The organism is Rhodococcus jostii RHA1 (assembly GCF_000014565.1).
Lineage (GTDB): Bacteria > Actinomycetota > Actinomycetes > Mycobacteriales > Mycobacteriaceae > Rhodococcus_F > Rhodococcus_F jostii_A.
In genome coordinates this window covers 278,662-300,527 of the sequence record NC_008270.1, presented here as the reverse complement: position 1 = coordinate 300,527, position 21,866 = coordinate 278,662, and the positions used below count along the sequence as shown (strand labels likewise).

At 65.7% G+C, this 21,866-nt stretch carries 18 protein-coding genes and 3 pseudogenes; 16 read left to right on the top strand and 5 right to left on the bottom strand.

What is annotated here, in order from left to right:
* Nucleotides 1–95 precede the first annotated feature (95 nt).
* On the bottom strand, nucleotides 96–992 hold the full coding sequence (locus RHA1_RS42180) for an enoyl-CoA hydratase (RefSeq protein ID WP_011600138.1): 897 nt from the start codon (nucleotides 990–992) through the stop codon (nucleotides 96–98).
* Nucleotides 993–1,149: 157 nt separating this feature from the next.
* The gene (locus tag RHA1_RS42175) at nucleotides 1,150–2,283 is read right to left on the bottom strand and encodes a serine hydrolase domain-containing protein (RefSeq protein ID WP_237727107.1); all 1,134 of its coding nucleotides are present in this window, start codon (nucleotides 2,281–2,283) and stop codon (nucleotides 1,150–1,152) included.
* 108 nt (nucleotides 2,284–2,391) lie between these two features.
* On the opposite strand from RHA1_RS42175, the gene RHA1_RS42170 reads away from it, so the two are divergent.
* Nucleotides 2,392–3,000, top strand: a complete 609-nt coding sequence (locus RHA1_RS42170) for a TetR family transcriptional regulator (RefSeq protein ID WP_011600136.1) — start codon at nucleotides 2,392–2,394, stop codon at nucleotides 2,998–3,000.
* Here the strand turns inward: RHA1_RS42170 and RHA1_RS42165 are convergent.
* On the bottom strand, nucleotides 2,969–3,985 hold the full coding sequence (locus tag RHA1_RS42165) for an LLM class flavin-dependent oxidoreductase (protein ID WP_011600135.1): 1,017 nt from the start codon (nucleotides 3,983–3,985) through the stop codon (nucleotides 2,969–2,971). The genes RHA1_RS42170 and RHA1_RS42165 overlap by 32 nt on opposite strands.
* A 16-nt stretch (nucleotides 3,986–4,001) precedes the next feature.
* Complete coding sequence (locus RHA1_RS42160) at nucleotides 4,002–5,207, bottom strand: amidohydrolase family protein (RefSeq protein ID WP_011600134.1); 1,206 nt, start codon at nucleotides 5,205–5,207, stop codon at nucleotides 4,002–4,004.
* A 189-nt stretch (nucleotides 5,208–5,396) separates the two neighbouring features.
* On the opposite strand from RHA1_RS42160, the gene RHA1_RS42155 reads away from it, so the two are divergent.
* Both RHA1_RS42155 and RHA1_RS42150 read left to right on the top strand, forming a co-directional pair.
* Nucleotides 5,397–6,623, top strand: a complete 1,227-nt coding sequence (locus RHA1_RS42155; protein ID WP_011600133.1) for an acyl-CoA dehydrogenase family protein — start codon at nucleotides 5,397–5,399, stop codon at nucleotides 6,621–6,623.
* Nucleotides 6,620–7,768 (top strand): acyl-CoA dehydrogenase family protein, encoded by a 1,149-nt coding sequence (locus tag RHA1_RS42150; protein ID WP_011600132.1) that lies wholly within the window; start codon nucleotides 6,620–6,622, stop codon nucleotides 7,766–7,768. Before RHA1_RS42155 ends, RHA1_RS42150 begins: the two co-directional genes overlap by 4 nt.
* 102 nt (nucleotides 7,769–7,870) lie before the next feature.
* Here RHA1_RS42150 and RHA1_RS42145 read toward each other — a convergent pair whose 3' ends face one another.
* Nucleotides 7,871–9,115, bottom strand: coding sequence for an IS256 family transposase (locus tag RHA1_RS42145; RefSeq protein ID WP_011598806.1), 1,245 nt, complete (start codon nucleotides 9,113–9,115; stop codon nucleotides 7,871–7,873).
* 456 nt (nucleotides 9,116–9,571) lie between these two features.
* On the opposite strand from RHA1_RS42145, the pseudogene RHA1_RS42140 reads away from it, so the two are divergent.
* The 13 genes and pseudogenes from RHA1_RS42140 to RHA1_RS51255 form a co-directional block, all read left to right on the top strand.
* A pseudogene (locus RHA1_RS42140) lies at nucleotides 9,572–9,838 on the top strand (hypothetical protein); the annotation flags it as partial.
* Nucleotides 9,839–9,862: 24 nt separating this feature from the next.
* Nucleotides 9,863–10,057, top strand: a complete 195-nt coding sequence (locus RHA1_RS42135) for a ferredoxin (protein ID WP_011600130.1) — start codon at nucleotides 9,863–9,865, stop codon at nucleotides 10,055–10,057.
* Between the two features lie 44 nt (nucleotides 10,058–10,101).
* Entirely contained in the window at nucleotides 10,102–11,589 is a 1,488-nt protein-coding gene (locus RHA1_RS42130; RefSeq protein ID WP_011600129.1) for an aldehyde dehydrogenase family protein, read from the top strand.
* Nucleotide 11,590: 1 nt separating this feature from the next.
* Nucleotides 11,591–12,937 (top strand): phenylacetate--CoA ligase family protein, encoded by a 1,347-nt coding sequence (locus tag RHA1_RS42125; RefSeq protein WP_011600128.1) that lies wholly within the window; start codon nucleotides 11,591–11,593, stop codon nucleotides 12,935–12,937.
* Nucleotides 12,934–13,626 carry a hypothetical protein gene (locus RHA1_RS42120; RefSeq protein WP_011600127.1) on the top strand — a complete coding sequence of 231 codons (693 nt, stop codon included), beginning with the start codon at nucleotides 12,934–12,936 and terminating at the stop codon, nucleotides 13,624–13,626. The genes RHA1_RS42125 and RHA1_RS42120 overlap by 4 nt, the downstream gene beginning before the upstream one ends.
* Before the next feature lie 10 nt (nucleotides 13,627–13,636).
* Nucleotides 13,637–15,337 (top strand): AMP-binding protein, encoded by a 1,701-nt coding sequence (locus RHA1_RS42115; RefSeq protein WP_011600126.1) that lies wholly within the window; start codon nucleotides 13,637–13,639, stop codon nucleotides 15,335–15,337.
* Nucleotides 15,328–16,197 (top strand): SDR family NAD(P)-dependent oxidoreductase, encoded by an 870-nt coding sequence (locus RHA1_RS42110; RefSeq protein WP_011600125.1) that lies wholly within the window; start codon nucleotides 15,328–15,330, stop codon nucleotides 16,195–16,197. Before RHA1_RS42115 ends, RHA1_RS42110 begins: the two co-directional genes overlap by 10 nt.
* 28 nt (nucleotides 16,198–16,225) lie before the next feature.
* The gene (locus tag RHA1_RS42105) at nucleotides 16,226–17,770 is read left to right on the top strand and encodes an AMP-binding protein (protein ID WP_011600124.1); all 1,545 of its coding nucleotides are present in this window, start codon (nucleotides 16,226–16,228) and stop codon (nucleotides 17,768–17,770) included.
* Nucleotides 17,771–17,906: 136 nt separating this feature from the next.
* A pseudogene (locus RHA1_RS48345) lies at nucleotides 17,907–18,274 on the top strand (2-oxoacid:acceptor oxidoreductase subunit alpha); the annotation flags it as partial.
* Nucleotides 18,274–19,160 (top strand): annotated as a pseudogene (locus RHA1_RS42095) (2-oxoacid:ferredoxin oxidoreductase subunit beta); the annotation flags it as partial. The pseudogenes RHA1_RS48345 and RHA1_RS42095, both read left to right, overlap by 1 nt.
* A 415-nt stretch (nucleotides 19,161–19,575) precedes the next feature.
* Nucleotides 19,576–20,274: an SDR family NAD(P)-dependent oxidoreductase gene (locus RHA1_RS53900; RefSeq protein WP_011600122.1), complete on the top strand. Its 699-nt coding sequence runs from the start codon at nucleotides 19,576–19,578 to the stop codon at nucleotides 20,272–20,274.
* A gap of 108 nt (nucleotides 20,275–20,382) precedes the next feature.
* Complete coding sequence (locus RHA1_RS42085; RefSeq protein ID WP_011600121.1) at nucleotides 20,383–21,645, top strand: D-arabinono-1,4-lactone oxidase; 1,263 nt, start codon at nucleotides 20,383–20,385, stop codon at nucleotides 21,643–21,645.
* A gap of 8 nt (nucleotides 21,646–21,653) precedes the next feature.
* Complete coding sequence (locus tag RHA1_RS51255; protein WP_011600120.1) at nucleotides 21,654–21,866, top strand: Zn-binding dehydrogenase; 213 nt, start codon at nucleotides 21,654–21,656, stop codon at nucleotides 21,864–21,866.

Genomic DNA, 21,866 nt, shown 5'->3' with positions numbered 1-21,866 from the left:
TGGTTCGCCTCCCTCTGCAAATCCGATGTGATCTGGCGGCAGCCCGCCGTCTCGTTGTCCATCGTGTTCTTCTACAACGTCATTCGCTTACCCTGTCAGGGGACGTCGCGCCTTGCGGGCTTGGGTTTACCCGCCGTGCGCCAGTCTTCGACGTCTACTCCGGGTTTGGCAGACGGGAAGCCGTCTCCGTTGATTTCGCGCCAGTGCGCGTGATTGAGCTGGTGCACATAAAAGTTCGACCGCAGGGCGGTCGAGAAGCCCGCTTGGTCGAGAGTCTGGTTGATCGAGTCCTTGACCAGCAGAGCGGCGATCGTCGGGCGGGAGGCAATGCGGCGGGCGAACTCGAGCGTCTTGTCCGCGAGCTCGTCGCGCGGGAAGACCTTACTCACCATACCGAGCCGGTGCGCCTCGTCGGCATCGATCGAATCCCCGGTAAGGAGGAGCTCCTTTGCCTTCCGGGCGCCGAACTCCCACGGGTGCGCGAAGTACTCGACGCCGACCATGCCCAGCCGCGAGGTCACGACGTCGGCGAACACTGCGTCGTCGGCGGCAACGATGAGGTCGCAAGCCCAGGCGAGCATCAGGCCCGCGGCGACAACGTTTCCCTGAACCTGCGCGATAGTGATCTTGCGAAGATCACGCCAGTAGCGGGTGTTCTGGAAGTAGTAGTGCCACTCCTGCAGCATCCAACCCTCGATAGCCCGACGGTCCCCACCGTTGATCGCGGTGGTGGGGTGCGCGCCGGGACCCTTGGTGAGGTCGGCGACGGCATCGGGCGACCCGATGTCGTGGCCTGCCGAGAAGGACGGACCGGCGCCGGCCAGAATCACGACCCGGACCTGGTCGTCCGCCTCCGCAGCACGGAAGGCGGCGTCGAGCTCGACGAGCATGCCGCGGTTCTGCGCGTTGCGCAGCTCCGGCCGGTTGAGTGTGATCCGAACAATGCAGCCTTCGTCCAGCGTCTCGTAGGTAATGAAGTCGTATTTCGACACGTGATTCTCCTCATCGCGGCATCGAACGGTGAGCCCAGTGCGGTCGTGATCAAGCGGTGTGCGGCGCAGGTTTGTCCTGCCGCGGGCTCCGGCGAGCCGACCAAGTCAGAGCGAGTCTATGTCTAAATGATAGCTTCTCGCAAGAGGAGTGCGTCACTCATTCATGTACGAGCACATCGCCCGCAAGATTGGTGACGTTTCGGATCAGAGCGCGACCCCGCGGCGAGTAGTCGTAGCCGGCCTTGGGGTAGCCGTTGCATGTCATTGCGAAGGACAGGCCGCTGTCCGGGTCGCACCACCCCAGCTGGTACGCCGAACCGCCGTGACCGAACGTTCGTGGGGACGCCGTGGCCGGCATCCACATGTCCGGGTCGCCGCCCGAAACCATCACGAAGAGCCCGACCGCCACCTCCTTCTCCGTTCCTCCATAGATTTGTTCCCCAGCGGGAGCGGCGTACACCCGGGCACGGGCGGCGTCTTCGACGACACCGGGCCCCCAGAGCGGCGAATGCAGCAAACCCTGATAGAACAGTGCGAGATCTGCCGCGGAGCTGACGACACAGTGCGCAGGCTCCCCTGCCGCGATCACCCCGGGGTTGTTCAGGAACCACGGCCCCCAAGGGTCGACCTCCGCTTCGCCGCCCTCGGTGCACCGCATAGGCGCTACCGTTTCCTCCTGCTCCGCCGGAGTGACGCCCAATGCGGTCCGCAGACCGAGTGGCTCGGCGATCTCCGTGCGCAGGTACTCACCCAGAGCCTTGCCGGTGATGCGCTCAACCAGTTCGGCCAGCACCCACGCGGTCGAAGTCAGGTGCCATTGCAAGCGGCCGGGTGGCTCGTCCTGGCGCCAGCGCGCCATCGCAGCCAGCCGCTGCTCACGATCTGCCATCTTCGGATACCCCAGCGGGGCGAAGGCGAGGCCGCCGGTGTGGGTCATCATCTGCTCGACGGTGACCAACTCTTTACCGTTCGTGGCGAACTCGGGGATCAGGTCGGCGACCCGCGCTGAGACGTCAAGCCGGCCCTCCCCCATCAACTTCCAGATCGCCGACGCCACGAATGGCCGCCCGACCGATTGCAGGATGTAGCGCAGCGACTCATCGGCACCCCAGGCATGACTTGCGACCAGCCTGCCGTACCTGGCGACGGCAATCTGAGCCGAAGGCAGATGTCCGCTCTCGACCTCGAGAGCGACACGTCTGCACAAAATGTCCAGTCGAAACGGATCGACACCCGCGTCGGCAGGATCGATCAACTCACGTAATAGGGGTGCGATCTTAGAGGGAGTCACCAGTGACGACCTTTCATGCCGGGCCCCGGAGGGCCGTACGTCGAATTGGACAGCAGGTGCTGTACTCTCAAATGAATAGTTCCTCGCAAGTTGCGAGAAGGGAGGCACATGGTGGACGACACCGCGCCGAAGCTGAGCCTGCGCGAGCGGAACCGGCTACGCACCCGAGCCGACATCGTTCGCGCCTCGGTCCCACTGTTCGAAGCACAAGGGTACGAGGGGACGACGGTGGACGAGATCGCCTTCGCGGCAGGCGTTTCCGCGGCGACCTTCTTCCGATACTTTGCCGCCAAAGAGGACCTTCTGTTCGCGGAGGAGGAAGAGCTCACCGCCGCGCTCACCGAGGTGGTGGCGGGCCGCGAGAACCCGGCGCAGACACTGAACGCCCTGGCCGATCCCTTTGCGCGGTACGCGAAGGCGGTGCTCGACCAGGACTCCGCAGAGATGTGGCGCATGACCCGCCTTGTCATGACTACCCCAACACTCGAGGCCCGGAGCCTGCGGCACCGCTTGCGCTGGGAACGAGCCGTCGCGCAGCAACTCGCCAAGGAGAACGGTCGCAAGACGCCCGCGCTCGCCGAGGCCGTGACTGCGTCTGTCGCGGTGTCCTGCCTGGTCAGCGCACTACGCTTCTGGCACAACGGAAGCGGTCCCCACGACATTGCCGACCTGGTTGCCGAGGCGTTCACCCACGCGGCCGAGAGTCAGGTCGGCTGAGCGGCCGCTCGGCGGCCCTGAGCCTCGGGGCGAGGTCGGCGCCGATCCTGCGGATGTGCTGAGCAACGGTCTCGGGGGCCATACCTGGGAGTCCCGCCCAGAGATACAAGGTCTCGACGGGTGCGCCGGCCGTGTGCTCGGCGACGAAGTCCGCCATGTCCTGCGCGGTGCCGTGCACGAAGTAGTCGATGCCGGAGTGCGTCAGGGGCCTGCGTTCGCGAAGCCGATCCGGATCGACCGGCTTCGGGAAGGGGAAGTCGGTCCCCATCCGCGCGTGCCGCCGGTAGGAGTCCGACTGCGCCGCGAGGTGCTGCCCGACCATCTGCCAGTCCCGTTCCGGATCGTCCGAAACCCACCCCTGCGCGGCCCCGCCCATCACGCCGAGGGCAGGGTCGTGGCCGCCTTCGATCAACCCCTGCCGATAGTGCGGCCAGTTACGGGCGTCGATCGACAGCAAATTCTCGCCCATTCGGCCGGCCCGGCGAGCACCCTTCGGGCCGAGGTAGCCCATCCAGATCGGCACACGCTCCTGGGCCGGGGCAGGGGTCACGGCCCTGGACTCCCATAGCTTCCTGATTTCCGCCGGCCGAGCGTCGTTCACCCGGTAACGACTCTCCATGTCCGCGGCGTACAGGTCGAACTCCGGGCTGCGGTAGCCGGCTCCCAACCCGAGGTCGAGTCGCCCCCCACTGAGCAGGTCCACGACGGCGGCCTGCTCGGCAATCTCGGCGGCCGCGTGCAGCGGGGAGACAACGATCGCAGTCCCGAGACGGACTCGCTGAGTCCGCGCCGCGACCGCCGCCAGCAGGGTAAGCGGGGTCGGGAGATAGTCGTCGTCGAACCCGTGGTGCTCGGTGACCCAGATCGTGTCCAACCCGACACTCTCGGCCTCCTCGCACAGCTCGAGGAAGGAACCGTAGAGTTCGACCGGATCCCGCCGCCACTGCGGCGGGTTCCGTAGGTCGAAGTAGACACCAACCTTCATCCGCCCGCCCCGGGGTTCACAACGCACCCAGGAGGTCGAGACCGTTTGTCCGCAGGAACCGGTGCCGCCGCTCCTCGCCGAGCCCCTCCACCCGCGAGTAGAAGTCGGCGGGCTCGCGGAGTCCTTCGGCGTGCGGCCAGTCCGATCCCATCACTAGGCTGTCGATCGACCCGAGGCGGTCGGCGAGGGCGATGGTGTCGTCCTCGGGATACGGCACGACCCTCACGGACTGCCGGAAGATCTCGCTGGGGCGCTCGTCGAGTTGGCCGCCGAGCCACGTGCCGTTGCGGGCCATGCCGCGGCTCTTGTCCATGTGGCGCACGAAATGCGGAACCCATTCGGCGCCGAACTCGCTAACCAGCACCTTGATGTTCGGGAAGCGGCCGAACAGGTTGTCGAAGATCAATGCCGAAAGCGTGTCGGTAATCGGGCGTTCGCCGTAGGTGTTCTGCCACTGCCACGCCGAGAAGGCGAACGGCGGTGTAAGGCCCCACCCCCAGTGCGACGCCACGTTCTGCTGGTAGTGAAATTCCGAAATATGGTAGCTGACGACCGCGCCAGCCTCGTTGATTCGAGCCCAGAACGGGTCGAAGTACGGATCACCCGGGGATCGGCCGTAGGCCGGACCAGGCGGAATCATAATGAATCGCGCCCCGGCCGCGAGAACCCGATCAAGTTCCTTGCATGCTCGGTCCAGGTCGCGCAGCGACATGAGGGCGGGTGCGTAGATGCGGTCTTTGTACGCGAAACCCCAGTCCTCGTTGATCCACCGGTTGAAGGATTCGATGTTGTCGTAGAGCGTGTCGACCCCTTCGAGGTACGCCTCGACCATCAGCGCCCAGCCGCCGGGGTACATGATGGTGCGCTCGATCTGCTGCTCGTCCAACTGTCGCAGCCGTGCGTCGTGGTTGAGGTATTCCTGCTGAATCGGCTCGAAAAAGCGCTCGGCGTCGGTGGCATTGCCCGACGAACGTTGCTTGAGCATCTCGACCAGGGATCCGGGCACATACGCCATGTCCAGATCCTGCTCGAGCGCGGTCACGATCCGGTCGTTCGCCAGCAGCACCTTCTTGCCGCTCGCGAGCCGCACCGGATACACCGACGTGTCGAGCTTCGACTTCGGCATGTACCGGGTGAAGCAGTTTTCGGCCTCGTACGAGTGCTGGTCGAAATCGATCAGCTTGTACGGAAGCTCTCCTACGGAATCCTCGATCAAGGCCATTGGGCCGTCCTCTCTGGCGAACGATGGGGCCGACCACGCAGCGGGTCCGGCCGTGCGGTGGGCCCGATCGTCCACACCGCGGAGCGACTTCATCTTTACATGAGAGTCTCTATCATGTCTAATGTAACTCGCAATGAGGCGGTCGCTTTCATTCAGGCGGACGCACCTACAACCCCTGGAGGGCAACGCATGGACGCTGACGCCCCTGATCTCGACGTATTCGCTGACGAGGTCCGCAACTTCCTGGAGGCGCACGCCTCCCGACGAACTGACACCCGCTTCACCTGGGGCCAGGGCAGCGACGAGGTCGGCTACTTCGGCTCGCCCTCCCCCGAGGTGGAGGCAGCCCGTGTCGCTGAGGCCCGGACCTGGCAACGAACCCGCTACGACAACGGCTTCGGTTGGATCAGCGGGCCGACCGATTACGGAGGACGCGGCCTGGGTCTGCTCCACGAGATGGTGTACGACGCAGTGGAGGCCGAGTACGACGTTCCGAACACCGAGGCGCTCAGTGTCATCGGCCTGGGCATGATCGGGCCGACGATCCTGCGGCATGGCACTTCGATGCTCCGGGAGCGCTACCTCCCCGCCATGTACTCCGGTCGCACCATCGCTTGTCAGCTTTTCAGTGAGCCGGGTGCGGGTTCCGACCTGGCTGGTCTGAGCACCCGCGCCGAGCGGGACGGTGATGCATGGATCGTCAACGGCCAGAAGGTGTGGACGTCTTTCGCGCAGCACGCAGACATTGGGGAACTCCTCGTCCGGACCGACCCATCGGCGCCCAAGCACAAGGGCATCAGCGCGTTCGTGCTGGACATGTCGACTCCTGGTGTAGAAGTTCGTCCGCTTCGTCAAATGACCGGTGGCGCCGATTTCAACGAAGTATTCCTGACTGATGTGCGAATCCCCGATGATCATCGTCTGGGCGACGTGAATGGCGGTTGGTCGGTCGCCCTGACCACCCTGATGAACGAGCGGGCAACGGTTGGTGGCGGCGAGGCCAGCAACCCCGCCATCGCGGCGATGGACCCACAGCGTCTATCGGCCTTACTCGGAGCGAGCGGACGGTCGAGCGATGCTCTACGACGTGATCTCAGTACGATTATCGTAGAGAGTTCTGCGGCACAAGCTTTCAATGACCGGCTCACTCGACGGTTACGATCCGGGGACACCCCAGGGCCCGAGGCATCGATCGCGAAACTCGCTCTCGCGCAGAATCTCAACCGGGTTGCGCGGTTCGCGTCGGATGTCCTCGGTCCTCGCATGACGGCCGACACCGGTGAATGGGGAACGTTCGCGTGGACTCAACTGTTGCTCAGTGCGCCCGCGTTACGCATTCTCGGCGGTACCGAGGAAATCATGAAAACCATTCTGGCCGAGCGGGTTCTGGGCCTGCCGAAAGAGGGAGCACGATGACCTCGGTCAATGTCGACCGCACGGAGTCCGTCTCAGAGGAAGAGCTCACGGCTCTCCGAGGCACTATTCGAGATTTCCTCGTCAAGCACTCGAGCGAACAGGTGGCCAGGAACCTCACGGACGGCCGTGATCCCGCCCACGGGCGTGCCGCACTGTGGACCCGCCTGCAGGACGAACTGGGTCTCGTGTCGCTTGTCCTGCCTGTCCAGTACGGCGGCGACGACGCTGGGTACGCCGTACTACGGGTCGTGCTAGAGGAGCACGGGCGCGCGCTTCTCGCTGGCCCGTTTTTGGCCTCCGCGGTCACGGCAACAGCAACACTGCTCGCGTGCGGTGACGACGAAGCCTGCGCCCGGTATCTGCCGGGAATCGGCAGCGGCGAGACGGTCGCCACGGCCGCCCTGCCAGTGTTCGGCCAGGACCAGGAGCCCGAGGAGCTGGGTCTCCGTGCAGACCAAGACGGGGCCGGCTCCTGGACGTTGACCGGAACCGAATGGTCGGTGCCCTCGGCCGTCGGGGCGAATCTTTTTCTCCTGGTCGCCGCCACACCGGAGGGGCGCAGCCTGTTCGCCGTCGAGTCCGGCGCGGCGGGGCTGAGCGTCACCGGTTCGGACACGTTGGACCGCACCCGCCCCGTCGGACGGGTCGACCTGGACGGAGCACCGGCACGACTGCTGGGCAAACCGGGTGCCGCTGCTACCGCAGTCGAGCACGCGCTGGACGTGACCGCGTTTGCTCTTGCGGCCGAACAGGTCGGTGCGGCTCGGCGCTGCCTGGAGGCAACGCTGGAATATGCCCGGGAGCGTCGTCAGTTTGGCCGTCCCATCGGTTCGTTTCAGGCTGTAAAGCACCGCCTCGCCGACATGCTTACCCGGCTCGAGCTTGCAGACGCCGCCACAGAGGAGGCTGCGTTGACAGCCGACCGAGGCGATCCAACTTTTTCAGCTGCCGCTCACATCGCTTTTATTTCCGCGAGCGACGCGTTCCAGTTCGTCACAACGGAAATGATTCAGCTCCACGGTGGAATCGGATTCACGTGGGAGCACGCCGCTCATCGCTATTTCCGGCGCGCAAAAAGCTCAGAGAATGCGCTCGGCGGCCCCACCCGCAACCATGAACGCCTGATGACCCGGCTAGACCTGTGAACAGGTACATCGCGCGCCACTGCAACAGCGGAGGTCCATTTCGTTCGGTCAAGTCCATGGGGGTGGTGTACGAGGGTCATCGCGTGACTCCTCGTTGGTGAGTCAGGCAGTCAAGGCCGGTGTCACCTCCTCGGTGGACTCGGTGCTGCTGTCGGTGGGCTTGTCGTTGCGGGAACGGGCCAGAACGTCCAGGCCGAGATAGCGGCGCCCTTCGATCCACTCGTCGTGTTGTTCGGCCAAGACCGCACCGACGAGCCGGATCAGGGCGGTACGATCCGGGAAGATTCCGACCACATCGGTTCTCCTGCGGATTTCCTTATTGAGGCGCTCCTGCGGATTGTTGCTCCAGATCTGTTTCCAAATCTGCTTGGGAAATGCGGTGAACGCCAACAGGTCCGGTCGTGCTGCGTCGAGGTGGTCAGCGACCCTCGGCAACTTCTCCGACAGTGCGCCGATGATTCGATCATATTGGGCATGAACAGAATCCGCGTCGGGTTGGTCGTAGACCGAGTGCAGCAACGTCTTCACCCAAGGCCACGATGCCTTCGGGGTCACCGCCATCAGGTTTGTCGAGTAATGGGTTCGGCACCTCTGCCACGAGGCGCCCGGCAGGGTCCCACCGATCGCCGCCACCAGCCCGGCGTGCGCATCGGAGGTCACCAACCGCACCCCGCCCAAACCGCGGGCGACGAGCGATCGGAAGAACGCCAGCCAGCCGGCACCGTCCTCGGACGAGGTCACATCCACGCCCAGGATCTCGCGGTAGCCCTCGGCGTTGACGCCGACCGCGACCAGGGTGTGTACATTCACCACCCGACCGTTTTCCCGCACCTTGAGCACCAGGGCGTCGGCGGCGACGAAGGTGTACGGCCCGGTATCGAGCGGGCGGCTGCGGAACGCCTCGACCTGGGTGTCGAGGTCCTTGGCCATCACGGACACCTGCGACTTGGACAGGCCGGTGATGCCCAACGTGTCGACGAGCCGGTCCATCCGCCGGGTGGAGACCCCGAGCAGGTAGCAGGTGGCAACCACGGTAGTCAGGGCCTTTTCGGCGCGTTTGCGACGCTCGAGCAACCAATCGGGGAAGTACGAACCGGACCGCAGCTTCGGGATCGCCACGTCGAGGGTGCCGACGCGGGTGTCGAAGTCGCGGTGCCGGTATCCGTTACGCGAGTTGGTGCGCTCCTCGGAGCGTTGTCCGTAGCCGGCGCCGCACAGTGCGTCGGCCTCGGCGCCCATCAGGGTGTGAATGAACATCGTCAGCAGCTCGCGCAGCAGGTCGGGGCTTGCCCCGGTGAGTCGGTCGGTCAGGATCTGCTGCAGGTCGATATCGTGGGCACTGGTCATCGCGTGGTCCTTCATCGAGTGACTTTGGTAGGTCTCTCGAAGAGTCACGCGATGGCCACCTTCGTTGGCTACGACACGCCGGTCAGATGCGGAACCGCTTCATACACCATCTTCATGGACGCAACCTTTCGTTCCCTGCCGCGGGCGGCATAGCCCCGTAAATAGGAGCCCGTTTTCCAGGCGACATGGATCACACTGGACGCTAGGATTTTATTTACACACCCGGCAAACACTGTTTCTCAAAACAGTCGCCGCGATATTCCCGCCCGATAAGAAGGAACGCTGCAGTAGCAGCGAAGTCTCACCGCCACCGCGGTCAACACCCCGCCCTCGCGAGGGGGGCTAGTCCTGTGCCGTCAAAGGAGACAAACATGGCGTCCACCGAGCTGAAGCAGTGGTACGAAGGCCCGCGTGTCGGCGGGTTCGACTACGCGACCGACCCCGTCGTGGCCGTTCCCGAACCGCCACGTCGCCTTCGCCTCGGGTTTCCACCGCTGCCAGGGTTCGCACCTGGCTCGCCTGGAGCTGCGGGTAGCGCTGGAGGAATGGCACAAGCGCATCCTCGAGTACAGCGTCGACGACGCCCAGATCCAGATGGTCAATTACGGCGTCCGGACCAGCTGCTGGACCGCTGATGGGCGGCACGCACAGCTATCTGATCCCGCTCGACATCGACGGCGAATGTTCCACCTTCCTCTCCAGATCGACCCCGCCGGTTCCTGACGAGCCACAGCGAAGGGAACGCCCGTGAAGATCACGCTCGACCGAGACCGCTGCGCGGGGCACGCACTCCGTGTCGCCGCAGCTCCCGACGTCTACGACTTCGACGACGGCGGCTACTGCGTGCTGCCGTCCGAGATCGTCCCCCCCGCCATGGCCGCGCAGGCCAAGGCGGGCGCGGTGGCTTGCCCCGAGCGGGCGCTCCGCGTGGACGAGGACTGAACCTAACTATCCCCACCATCCCGTCCCGCGGAGGCACAGCCCACATGTTCGACACCCTGCCCGAAATCGACCGCAGCGGCCCGAAGGTCCACCTGCACATCGGCGATCGCAGCCTTGACACCGGCTCCGCCGGCGTCCACCGGCGCGTCAACCCGTCCACCGGCGAGGTCGACGGCGAGATCCCGCTCGCCGGCGCAACCGAGATCGACGAGGCCGTCCGTGCCGCGCACGCGGCCTACCCCGCCTGGCGGCGAACTCCTGGTCCAGAGCGCCGTCGGCTGCTCCTGAAGCTGGCCGATCTACTCGAAGCCAACGGTCCCGAGTTCGGCCGCCGTACGACCATCGACATGGGCATGAACTACGTTCCCCATCTCGGGATGCTCGGCGAGTGGCCGCGTTACTACGCGGGCTGGGCAGACAAGATCGTCAGTGACGTCACCGGTTTGGGCGCCTCCGGGGGCGAGTTCTCCTACACAATCGCGGAGCCCTACGGCGTCATCGGCGTGATCATCACCTGGAATGGTCCGGTCGGCTCGATGTGTATGAAACTGCCGCCGGCACTCGCGGCGGGCAACACGGTGGTCGTCAAGCCGCCGGAGCTTGCCCCCTACGGTCCCGAGCTGTTCGCCGAGCTGGTCAAGGAGGCCGGCTTCCCACCCGGCGTCATCAATATCGTGCCCGGCGGCCGTGAGGCGGGCGAGGCGCTGGTTACACACCCACTCGTGCAGAAGATCTCCTTCACCGGCGGCCCCGCCACGGCGAAGGCCATCCTGCGCTCGACCGCGGAGACGATGAAGCCCACGCTGCTGGAGCTGGGCGGCAAGTCGGCCAACCTCATCTTCGAGGACGCCGACCTCGACTCTGCCTGCACCCATGCCGCGGTCATGTCAGTCGGCTTCTTGGCGGGGCAGGGTTGCGCGTTCCCCACCCGCATGCTGGTGCAGGACACGATCTACGAGGATGTTGTGCAGCGGATCGAGAAGATTGTGTCCGGTTTTGTCGTCGGCGACCCCTTCGACCCGCGGACGACGACGGGCCCCGTAGTGAACCAGGCCGCCGTCGACCGCATCCTCGGCTTCATCGAGGGCGCGAAGCGAGACGGCGCGCGGCTGGTCATCGGCGGCAAACGCGCCGGGGGTGAGCTTGCCCAGGGATGTTTCATCGAGCCCACCGTGTTCGCCGACGTCGACCCCGACTCCGAGCTCGCCCAGGGCGAGGTGTTCGGCCCGGTCCTGTCGATCATCAAGTTCAGCACGGAAGACGAGGCCATCGAGATCGCCAACGGCACGCCTTACGCCCTTGCAGCCTACATCCGCACTAGCGACGTCACCCGGGCCCACCGCGTGGCGGAGCAGCTGGTCGCCGGCACGATCTCGATCAACGGAGCCAGCAACCTGGCCGCGGACAAGCCTTTCGGCGGCTTCAACCTGAGCGGGACGGGCAAGGAGGGCGGCAAGGCCGGCCTCGACGAGTTCCTGCGGATCAAGAGCGTTGGCGTCGGCATGGGTACCGGGGCTTTCGGGGGTTACTGACATGACGAAACAGGTTGAACTGCCGGGCGCGCCAATCCTGCCCGATCCGGACCCACACCGCTACTTCGAGCCCGAGACCGAACTCATGTCGCGCGCGGACCTCCGCGCGCTCCAGGAGCAGAAGACCCTCGAACTGGTGCCCTACGTCTACGAGCGGTCGGCGCTCTACCGCACTGTCTGGGACAAAGCAGGCGTGCACCCGCGGGACATCCACTCGATGGACGACTTCCGCGAACGTATCCCGGTCATCACCAAGGACACCATCCGCTGGTTCCGGGACACTTATGGCGACCCGTTCGGTGGGCTGCTATGTGTTGAGCCTGATGAGCTGACAGCCATTATGTCCAGCTCCGGAACCACGGGCGACCCGACCTTCTTTCCTGAGCGGTTCAGCCGCTGGTCGCCTATGCAGACCAGCTATGTCCGCGACCTCTGGGAGCACGGCCTGCGTCCGGGCGACCACGTCGTCGGGACCTCGGGGGCGTTCCGTGGTGGCGGGCTCCCAGAGTTCCGGCTGCTCGGGTGCACGGCCCTCGCCCTCAACGCCTGGATGGGTGGATGGGAGGAGCTGCTCGACGCCATCGAGAAGTACGACGTCAGCGCCATCTCGCTGATCGGGCCGGTCATGGGTGAGCTCGAGCGCATCGCTCAGCACCGCGACCTGACTAAGACTTTCGCCTCGCTCAAGTTCGCCACGTTCGCCGGCGAACCGCTCGGCAGCCGGATGAAGGCCACCGTGCAGAAAGAATGGGGCGTGCGCCTGGTCATGTGGTCCAGCGCCGGCGACACCGGCACCGCCTGGGAGTGCCGCGAACACGACGGTTACCACCTGTGGGAGGACACCGTCGTACCCGAGTCGCTCGACCCGGTCACCCGCGCCGCGGTTCCCGACAACGAGGTCGGGGAACTCGTGGTCACCGACATCGATAACCTCGTGGCACCGCTCGTGCGCTTCGGCGCCGAGGATCTCGTGCGGTCCTCCTCCGAGCAGTGCCGGTGTGGACGCCACCACTCCCGCATCTGGCCGCTCGGCCGTTCGGGGGACGTGACCGTTGTGCAGGGTCGCTCGGTCATGCCAGTGGAGGTCTGGTCGGCGATCGAACAGCACGACGAGACCCGGGCGGCCGTGTTCCAGATCGTGCGTCCGCAACGCGAGGTGGACGAACTGCAGATCCGCGTGGGTTACAACCACGCGCGGACGACCAGCCTCGACGAGCTGCGCGAGCGACTAGCGGCCTCCGTCGAGAGCCATGTCGGAGTTTCCCCCATCATCGAGTTGATCGAAGAGGGCGACCTGCTCGCTCGCTCCACCTCGGCCGCCAAGATCCCAAGGATTGTGAAGGCATGACACGTCAGTCCACCATCGAGCGCGCGGCCCGACTCACGGGCAAAGGGCCGGCCATGCTCGGCCGCTTCCAGGTCGACGGTGATCCCGTCGACTTCACCGTCGGTGAGGAGGACCTGGACCGCGACACGACGTTCTGGCGTGGGGTGCTCGCCGGATACGGGGTGGGGCCCGGTAGCCGGATCGTCGTCGTAGGTAGTGTGCCGGACTCGCCGTGGCTGGAGCCGCCCAGGATGGCCGCCAACGCACTGGGCGGTTCGTACTCCAACGTGGACGCCTGGTCCTGGGACGCGCGCCGGCTCGACATGTACTGCCGTCGCCTGCCGGTCTCGCTTGTTCTGGGTCTCGGGCCCGAGACCGTGCAGGCCCTTGCCTCGCTCACGAACGTACAGGAGCGCCTCGGGCCGGTGCCGACGCTGCTGGCGCGGCCGGACGCTCTCAAGCCGCTTCGGGGAGAGGGGGTTACCAACGCCGGTGTCCTCGTCCCTCTCGGACCGGCGTTGGCCGTGACCCTGGCAGACGGCAGGGGAATCGCATACGACGAGTCCGAGTGGCTGATCGAGGCCGCGGACGGCGAACTGGTCGTCAGCACGCGGGGTCCCCGGCACACCCGGTTCGACCGCCAGCGGACCGGCGTGGCCGGCGCAGTCGTCGCCGCGGACGGCGGTTCCCGCCTCGTCCTCGGTTCCTGAAGCAGTCACGATGAAATCCATCTCCACCGACCCGATCCTCCACGTCGGCACGCTGCTCGAGGATCTCGCCGCCGCCCGGCCGGCAGACGTCGCGCTCGTGCACGGCGACACACGCCGGACGTGGGCGGATTTCAACGAACGAGCGGGTCGGTTCGCTGCAGCCCTCCTCTCCCACGGCGTGGAACCCGGCGGGACGGTCGCGCTGAATCTCTACAACGCTCCCGAATACCTGGAGTGCTTTTTCGGCACGCTGAAGAGCCACACCAGGATGGCCAACGTCAACTACCGCTACCGACACACCGAGCTGCGTCAGATTCTGGAGCGGGCCCAGACACAGGCGGTCGTGTTCCACGCGAGCCTTGCCGATCGCGTCGTGCCTGTGCTCGACGAGCTCCCCGGGCTTCGGCTTGCGGTGCAGGTCGATGACCTGGGCGGGGCGGACCTGCCCACGGCCGTCGCAGACCTCGAAGCCCTCCTCGCGAGCGCGGACCCGGTGCGGCACACAGGGTCCGAGCCTGGGGACTGCTATCTCAGCTTCACTGGTGGGACGACGGGGCAACCCAAGGGTGTTATTTACGACATCCCGCGGATGACCCGCAACGCGCTCGTTACCCGGGCGACGATCACCGGCGAGGAGATCGATGGGTCCGAGTCGCCCATCGTGACGTTCTCCCGGTTGCGCGAACTCGGCCGCACTCCGGTCTGTGTCCCGGCATCCCCTCTGATGCACAGTACGGGCTTCACGTTCTCCGCCATCCCCGTGCTGCTCGCGGGCGGCACGGTGGTGACGCTGACCGGCCGCTCCTTCGACCCCCATGAGCTGCTCGCCACCATCGAGCGAGAGCAGGTGACCACCGTCTCGATCGTCGGGGACGCGTTCGGTAGGCCCCTCGTACAGGCCCTCGAAACCGGCAGCCCCAGCGGTAGACCATACGACGTGTCGAGCCTGCGTGTGGTGGTCTCAGCGGGGGTTGCGTGGAGCGCGACCACCAAGGCCGGATTGCTCGCGCATGCACCTCAGCTTGTTCTGACCGATGCATGTGGCGCCACCGAGGGCAACACCTACGGGGTGAGCCGTCAACGCCTGGGCGATGAGCTGACCAGCGCCCAATTCAGGGCGTGGCCCGGGGTTCGAATCATCGACGACGAGCGGCGACCGCTGCCGTTTGGAGAGACCGGGCTGATCGCCGGTCCGGTCGCAACGACAGGTTACTTCGAGGACCCAGCGGCCACGGCGAAGGCCTTCTTCACCGTTGGTGACGAGATTCACGCCTGCCCCGGCGACCACGGCAAGCTCGCGGCCGACGGAACACTCACGCTGCTCGGACGCGACTCGTCGACGATCAACACCGGCGGCGAGAAGGTTCACGCCGAGGAGATCGAACTGGTTCTCCTCCGTAATCCGGCGGTTCTCGATTGCCTCGTCGTGGGGGTGCCACACGAGCGCTTCGGTCAGCAGGTCGCAGCCGTGGTGGCCGCCGCGCCCGGTCACACCCTGACCCGGGAGGGGGTACGAGAGTGCGTCAGCAACGCGCTCGCCGGATACAAGGTCCCGCGGCTGGTGCGGCTCGCACCGGTACCTCGGATGCCCAACGGCAAGCCCGACCATCCCGCCGCGCGGGCTCTGCTCACCGAGCCGGCAGCGGGACCTCAACAAGTCACACCCAACCGAATCGACGCTACACATCGCCAGGAGGCATCATGCGACTGAAGGACAAGACCGTAGTTATCACCGGGGCGGGCTCCGGACTCGGTCGAGAGAGCGCGCTGCTGTTTGCCCGCGAGGGAGCGAACGTCGTCGTCACCGATCTCATCGAGGCGCGCACCAAGAAGGTGGCCGCCGAAGTCCAGAAGGCGGGCGGGAAAGCCGTGGCGCTGAAAGCGGACGTGACAGTGGAAGCCGACATGGATGCAGCCGTCGAACTTGCGGTCGCCGAATTCGGTCGACTGGACATCATGTTCGCGAACGCCGGGTGCGCGCCTGAGGGCTTCGGCGCCATCCCTCTTTGGGAGACCACACTCGAGCAGTTCAACGCGGTCAACGCCGTGGTGATGACGGGGGTGTTCCTGGCCTCGAAGGCCGCCACCAAGCAGTTCCTGCGCCAGGGCGAGGGCGGGAACATCGTGGTTACAGGCTCGGCGGGTGGCATCATGGCCTACCCCGGCTTCTTCTCCTACGGCGCGGGCAAGGCGGGCGCACACCACCTGGTCCGCGCTCTGGGAAATGATCTGGGCAAGTATGGAATTCGAGTTAATGCTATTGCTCCTTGCCACGGTATGTCCGCGAACTTAGCGATGCCGCCTGAGGCGGAGGTGCTCGGTAAGTCCTACGAGGAGCTCGCCGCGGCAGAAGCCGGGGGCTGGGACCCAGTGGGCTCGCCGATCCCCCTGCAGCTCTCGACCCCGCCGAACCTACTCGACAACGCCTACGCGGTCCTGTTCCTCGCCTCGGACGAATCGCGCTACATCAACGGGGTGATTCTGCCCGCGACCGACGGTGGCAGCCTGTCGAAGGTCTCCATCCCATTCGACGACAACTGGAAGTTGGACCAGGAGGTCCTGCAGAAATAGTCCAAGACCGCACAAAAAGGAGTTAGAGATGTATGGACTCACCTTCGGTGACCTCGTCGGTGAGCACCGCCGGACCCACGGATCCCGCACGGCAGCCGTATGCGGCCCGATCCGCTACACCTACGCCGATCTCGATGAGCGCACCGACCGGATGGCGAACGCCCTGGCGGGCGCGGGCGTCATGGCGGGCGAGCGGGTGCTCTGGCTCGGCCAGAACTGCCACCGCGTACTGGAATTGATCCTTGCAGCGGCGAAACTCGGCGCGATGGTATGCCCGGTGAACTGGCGCCAAAGCGCCGCTGAGCTGGCCTTCGTCATCGACGACATCCGGCCCGCCGTCGTGGTGTGGCAGCGCGAGGACCTCGGCGACGCGGTGACCGCCGCCCGGGCCGAAGCTCAGCACCGTTCCGCGCGCTGGCTCGTCCACGACGAGGACGGTCCCGACTCGTACGAAGCATTCCTCGCCGGAGGCGCGAGCGGGGCCCCGGCGGTCGACGTCGGCGACGGCGACCCGCTGGTCGTTATTTACACCGCGGCTTTCGGCGGACGTCCGAACGGCGCCCAGCTGACCCACCGCGGCATCCTGACCCAGAACGCGAACTTGATGCGACTGGCGGACATGTGGCGGGACTACATCTACCTCAACGTCGGCCCGCTGTTCCACATCGGGACGCTTAGCTTAATGATGGCCACGTTCCACATCGGCGGGACGAACGTGTTCACCCGCCGGGCGGATCCGACCGAGGTCATGAATCTCATCGCGCACGAGCGGTGTCGCTCCGGTATGGTGCTCCCCCCGACGATTGCACAAATCGTCGAGCTCAACGCCGACCGGCACGCAGACCTCTCGTCGTTCGAGTCGAGCCTCACGATCCCGGGATGGTCGGAGATGGTGTCACCGGACGAGACCCCACTGGGTCGAACGCGATTCGGCGGCTACGGCCAGACCGAGGTCAGCGGGCTCGACGCCTACTCGGCCTATGGCGGGAGCGACTCGCTATCCACCGCGGGTCTGCCCACCCCGTGGACACGGGTCCGCATCGTCGACGAGGACGGGGCGGAGGTCCCGGACGGCGAGACCGGCGAAATCGTCTTCCTCGGCCCCATGGTGCACGCGGGCTACTGGAACCGGCCCGAGCTCAACGCCGAGCGCACCCGCTCAGGCGGATGGCACACCAACGACATCGGCCGGCGGGAACCGGACGGCAGCGTCGCCTTCATCGGGCCGAAGGTGCAGATGATCAAGTCCGGGGTGGAAAACATCTACCCAGCCGAGGTCGAGGCCTGCCTGCGCGAGGCCCCCGGAGTCCGGGAGGCCGCGATCATCGGCATCCCAGACGACCAGTTTGTCCAATCGGTCAAGGCCGTCATCGTCCTCGAGGAGGGCGCCGTGCTCGTCGAGGACGAGATCATCGAGCACTGCCGGACGCGGATCGCGTCCTACAAGAAGCCGAAGTCGGTCGCCTTCCTCGACTCGCTTCCCCGCACCACCACGGGCGCCGTCGACTACGCCGCGCTCGACATGAAATTCGGCGGAGGAGGCTACCCGGGGGGTGCGACCCGAAGCCAGTAAGGCAATTTTTTCGTCAACCTGCTGCGCGAGGGCGGTCCTGCTGGCTCGTCGAACAACATCGGCGCTTTCGATGGGTGTTAGTAGCACCTGCACAAGCGGGCACATGCAGCGAGGACGGCGTATCACGCCCCTTTCGGAGCAGCGTGGTGGCCCGTCGACGGGTTTGCCGACTAAGACCGAGCAGTCGGACCTGTTGCAGGCGATTTTCGGGCGCAACGGTGAGTGCCGGTCGCGGTGATCGCCCCCAAGTCGCCGGCGGATTGTTTCGACGCGGCGGTGGAGGCCGCCCGCATCGCCCTGGTGTACCGCACCCCGGTGCTGCTGCTCGGTGATGGGGCGATCGCGAACGGGTCCGAGCCGTGGTCCATCCCGAATGTGTCCGATCTTCCGGCGATCGATCCGGGGTTCTAATCGGCGACCGATCCGGACGCGCACGGGTTCGCGCCGTATTCGCGGGAGCCGGAGACCCTGGCGCGGCCGTTGGCGGTGCCGGGTACTCCGGGGCCGGGATCGGCTGCTCGAGCCGGTTCCCGTACTACCTGGACACCTACGGCATCCACTCCATCCACGGCGCGCCCCGTCCATTGCGACCGGTTTAGCGGTGTCGCGCCCCGATTTGTCGGTGTGGGTCGTGACAGGTGACGGTGATGCGCTCTCATCGGTGGTAACCACCTGATCCACGCGCTGCGCCGCAATGTGAACATCACATTCCGTTGTTCAACAACCGAATCTATGGCCGCACCAGGGCCAATACTCCCCTACCAGTGAGGTCGGGAAGGTCACCAAGTCGACGCCGATGGGGTCACTCGGTCAGCCGTTCAACACCCTCTCGCGCGCACTGGGTGCCGAAGCGACGTTCGCCGGCCGCGCCCTCGACAGAGACCGCAAGGGCCTGACCGAAGTACTGCGGGCGGCGGCCGAGCATCGGGGCTCGTCGTTCGTGGAGATCCTGCAGGACTGCCCGATCTTCAGCGACGGTTCCTTCGACGTGCTGTGCAAGGAGGACGCCGAGAACCACCTGATCCGGCTCGCCCACGGTGAGCCGATTCGGTTCGGTGCCACAGAAGAGCAGCCCGAGGGCCAGTTCTGTGTCGTACGGGACGGGTTCGGTCTCGCGGTGGCGAATACCGCCGACGTGGCAACGGATCAGATCGTGGTGCACGACGCGTACACCGACAACCCCGAATACGCGTACGCGCTGTCGCGGCTCTCGGATCAGAACCTCGATCACGTCGTGACCGGCATCTTCCGCCAGGTTGCCCGCCCCACCTACGACGACGGCGCTCGCGCCCAACTCACCCAAGCCGCACAAACCAGGCCGGTCAACGCGGACTCGCTGCAGAATCTGTTCACCGGCAAGGAGACGTTCCGCATTCGGCGAAGTCGGTGATTTCAATAAATATTGTTGGCGGCCAATAACTTCGGAATGCGCGCACAATCCCATCGCGATAAGAGTTCAAGTGTATCCAGGGGATTCATAAATCGTGCGTACACGTCTTTCCAAAGGGGTCAGCTCGGACGAATTCACCAACGCGCCTTTCTCCCAGCCTTGTCGAGCTCAGGTTTCCGGGTGGACCTGCAGTCCGACACCAATTATTGGTGAGCGGACCGGCGAGACGAGGTGCCGCCACGACACCGGTAAGTGCATCGGCATTCCGTGTTGCGGTCTACCGCAACACATCCAGATGCTGCTGGCTTGGCGCAGCCGCATCCGCGATCGACGACAATGAACAGGGCACTAATTCCAGCAGGTCAGCGCGTAAAGTCAGTGCCACTGTGACGTACATCCCATTTAGAGAGTGAGCATGACCGACAGATCAGCGATTGTCACCAGCGCCGCGGATGGCATAGGACGGGCGACCGTTCCGCCCCTCGTAGAGGCAGGATTTGCGCTTGCCGCCGTCGACATCGATAGGGACGGCCTGGATGGCACCCTCGACCTCGTCCGTGAGGCGGGCGGCTCCTGCGACGTCGCCATGGCGGACGTGAGCGACGCGGAGGCAGTGTGGTTCTACTTCGACCTGACAATGCGTACCCACGGCCGGATCGACGGATTCTTCAACGATGCCGGGCTGCTCGGTGCCCCCGATCGGATTACCGCGTACGACGAGGACTTTTCCGACCGGGTCGTCGCGGGCAACCAGCGCGGGACAATCCTTGGGCTGAAGTACGTGCTGCGCGACAGGGTGCGCCAGGGCAGCGACTCGATGGTCAACACCGCGACAATGGGCGCGCACCGCGGCGCTCATCGACATCGCCACGCACCGCGGCGCTCGACATCGCCGCGTCCGGGTCAAACGCGCTCCTGCCCGGCAACATCCGGACGAAGAACGCCGCAGGCGGGACCACCGGCGAAGAATCTGAGTCAGCGACCCGCAGGCCGTGACGTTCGTCCCGCAGAGCCGAGCTGCGAGCCTCCCAGATCGCCGAGCGCGTCCGGTTCCTGCTCGGAGATGAGTCCGCTCACATCACCGGTACCGCCATTCCAGTCGGCGGCGGGATGACCGCCGTCTACGGCAACTCAGCTAACTGCAAGCCCCAACCCAAGCCAGCCAGGTCCCACTGACCAAATGGCCCAACTCACTACCTAAGAGGCGAGAGGAACACCAACAATGACGTTGACTGGGACCAAACAGTCCACCGAACACTACCGTCCATGGTCGAACTGGGCGGGCAACATCACGTCCACCCCGGCGATCACCGTCACCCCCTGCACCGACGACGACGCCGTTGCCGCCGTCCGTGACGCTCGCAGTCGCGGCATCGGCGTCCGGGTGTGCGGGAGCAGCCTGTCCTTCTCCCCCTTGGTCGCGACCGGCGGCATGCTGCTGGACCTGCGCCACCTGACCGGCATCACCGGCGTCGACCGGGACCGGCAGCGCGTGCGGGTCCGCGCCGGCACCGTGATCCGCGACTTCGCCGCCGAGCTATGGACTCACGGTTTCTCCCTCGCGAACCAGGGCATGATCTGGAACCAGACCGTCGGCGGTGCGGTCGGCACCTCGACTCACGGCACCGGGCGCACGCTGTGCGGGATGTCTTCCATGGTCACTTGGGTACGGCTCATCGACGGCCGCGGCGAGATCGTGGAGATCGGGGAGGACGAGCCAGACCGGCTGCACGCGGTGCAGACCGCGCTGGGGGTCATGGGGATCTTCCTCGAAGTCGAGATGGCGGTCGTGCCTGCGTTCTACGCAGAGGAGAAGTTCCGGTTCGAGGCCTGGGAGTCCGCGGAGAGGAACTGGCTGACGAATATCGACGCCCACCGCAACCTCTCGGTGATGTGGCTGCAGAGCAACGCGGCGGCCGAGGCCTACAGCGTGCCCGTGCCGCCCGGCATGTCGCTGGCGAACCAGGTCCTGCATTTCGCGATCGACGCCATCGACCCCCTCCCGGAGTCGGAATGGTGCCAGGACATCGGCGCTCGCCGCGGACCCGCGTACGGCGTGCTGTCGGGCGAGAACATCGTCGACACCTTCTGCGAGCTCGAGTACATGGTCCCCTTCGACGACGGTCTCGAGGCCGTGCAACGGGTCCAGGAGCTGCTGCTCGGCAAGCACGCCGACCAGCTGCACCCGATGTTCATCCGCTTCATCAAGGCGGACGAGGCCTGGATGTCGCCCTTCTACCAGCGCGACACCGTCACCGTCTCGGTCGCCGGGCACCCCGGGGCGGACTACTGGCCCTTCTTCACCGACGTCGACCAGATCCTGCGTGAGTACGACGCCCGGGCGCACTGGGGCAAGCTTCACCTATTCGACCGGGATTATCTGGCACGGGTGTACCCACGCCACGGGGACTTCGTGCGGCTGCGCAAGGAGATGGACCCCGACGGCATGTTCCTCAACGACCACACCCGGCGGTTATTCGGCTGAGAACGCCAATGCACACAGCAAGACGGTACGGACCCCGCGACTTGAGGCTGTCCGACATCGCCGTACTCGCGGTGGCGGACGGCACGGTCAAGGTCGAGATCGCGTGGGCCGGGATCTGTGGCAGCGACCTGTCCGCCTTCGCGACGAACCCGAATCCTCCCGACGTCCCGGGCGGACAAGCGGCCGAAGTCAAGGTTCTCGTCCGCCCAGACGCGCGATGA

Coding starts and splice junctions, on each gene's coding strand:
- RHA1_RS42170 (WP_011600136.1), top strand. CDS start 2,392: ATGGTGGACGACACCGCGCCGAAGCTGAGCCTGCGCGAGCGGAACCGG.
- RHA1_RS42165 (WP_011600135.1), bottom strand. CDS start 3,985: ATGAAGGTTGGTGTCTACTTCGACCTACGGAACCCGCCGCAGTGGCGG.
- RHA1_RS42160 (WP_011600134.1), bottom strand. CDS start 5,207: ATGGCCTTGATCGAGGATTCCGTAGGAGAGCTTCCGTACAAGCTGATC.
- RHA1_RS42155 (WP_011600133.1), top strand. CDS start 5,397: ATGGACGCTGACGCCCCTGATCTCGACGTATTCGCTGACGAGGTCCGC.
- RHA1_RS42150 (WP_011600132.1), top strand. CDS start 6,620: ATGACCTCGGTCAATGTCGACCGCACGGAGTCCGTCTCAGAGGAAGAG.
- RHA1_RS42145 (WP_011598806.1), bottom strand. CDS start 9,115: ATGACCAGTGCCCACGATATCGACCTGCAGCAGATCCTGACCGACCGA.
- RHA1_RS42130 (WP_011600129.1), top strand. CDS start 10,102: ATGTTCGACACCCTGCCCGAAATCGACCGCAGCGGCCCGAAGGTCCAC.
- RHA1_RS42125 (WP_011600128.1), top strand. CDS start 11,591: ATGACGAAACAGGTTGAACTGCCGGGCGCGCCAATCCTGCCCGATCCG.
- RHA1_RS42120 (WP_011600127.1), top strand. CDS start 12,934: ATGACACGTCAGTCCACCATCGAGCGCGCGGCCCGACTCACGGGCAAA.
- RHA1_RS42115 (WP_011600126.1), top strand. CDS start 13,637: ATGAAATCCATCTCCACCGACCCGATCCTCCACGTCGGCACGCTGCTC.
- RHA1_RS42110 (WP_011600125.1), top strand. CDS start 15,328: ATGCGACTGAAGGACAAGACCGTAGTTATCACCGGGGCGGGCTCCGGA.
- RHA1_RS42105 (WP_011600124.1), top strand. CDS start 16,226: ATGTATGGACTCACCTTCGGTGACCTCGTCGGTGAGCACCGCCGGACC.
- RHA1_RS53900 (WP_011600122.1), top strand. CDS start 19,576: ATGACCGACAGATCAGCGATTGTCACCAGCGCCGCGGATGGCATAGGA.
- RHA1_RS42085 (WP_011600121.1), top strand. CDS start 20,383: ATGACGTTGACTGGGACCAAACAGTCCACCGAACACTACCGTCCATGG.
- RHA1_RS51255 (WP_011600120.1), top strand. CDS start 21,654: ATGCACACAGCAAGACGGTACGGACCCCGCGACTTGAGGCTGTCCGAC.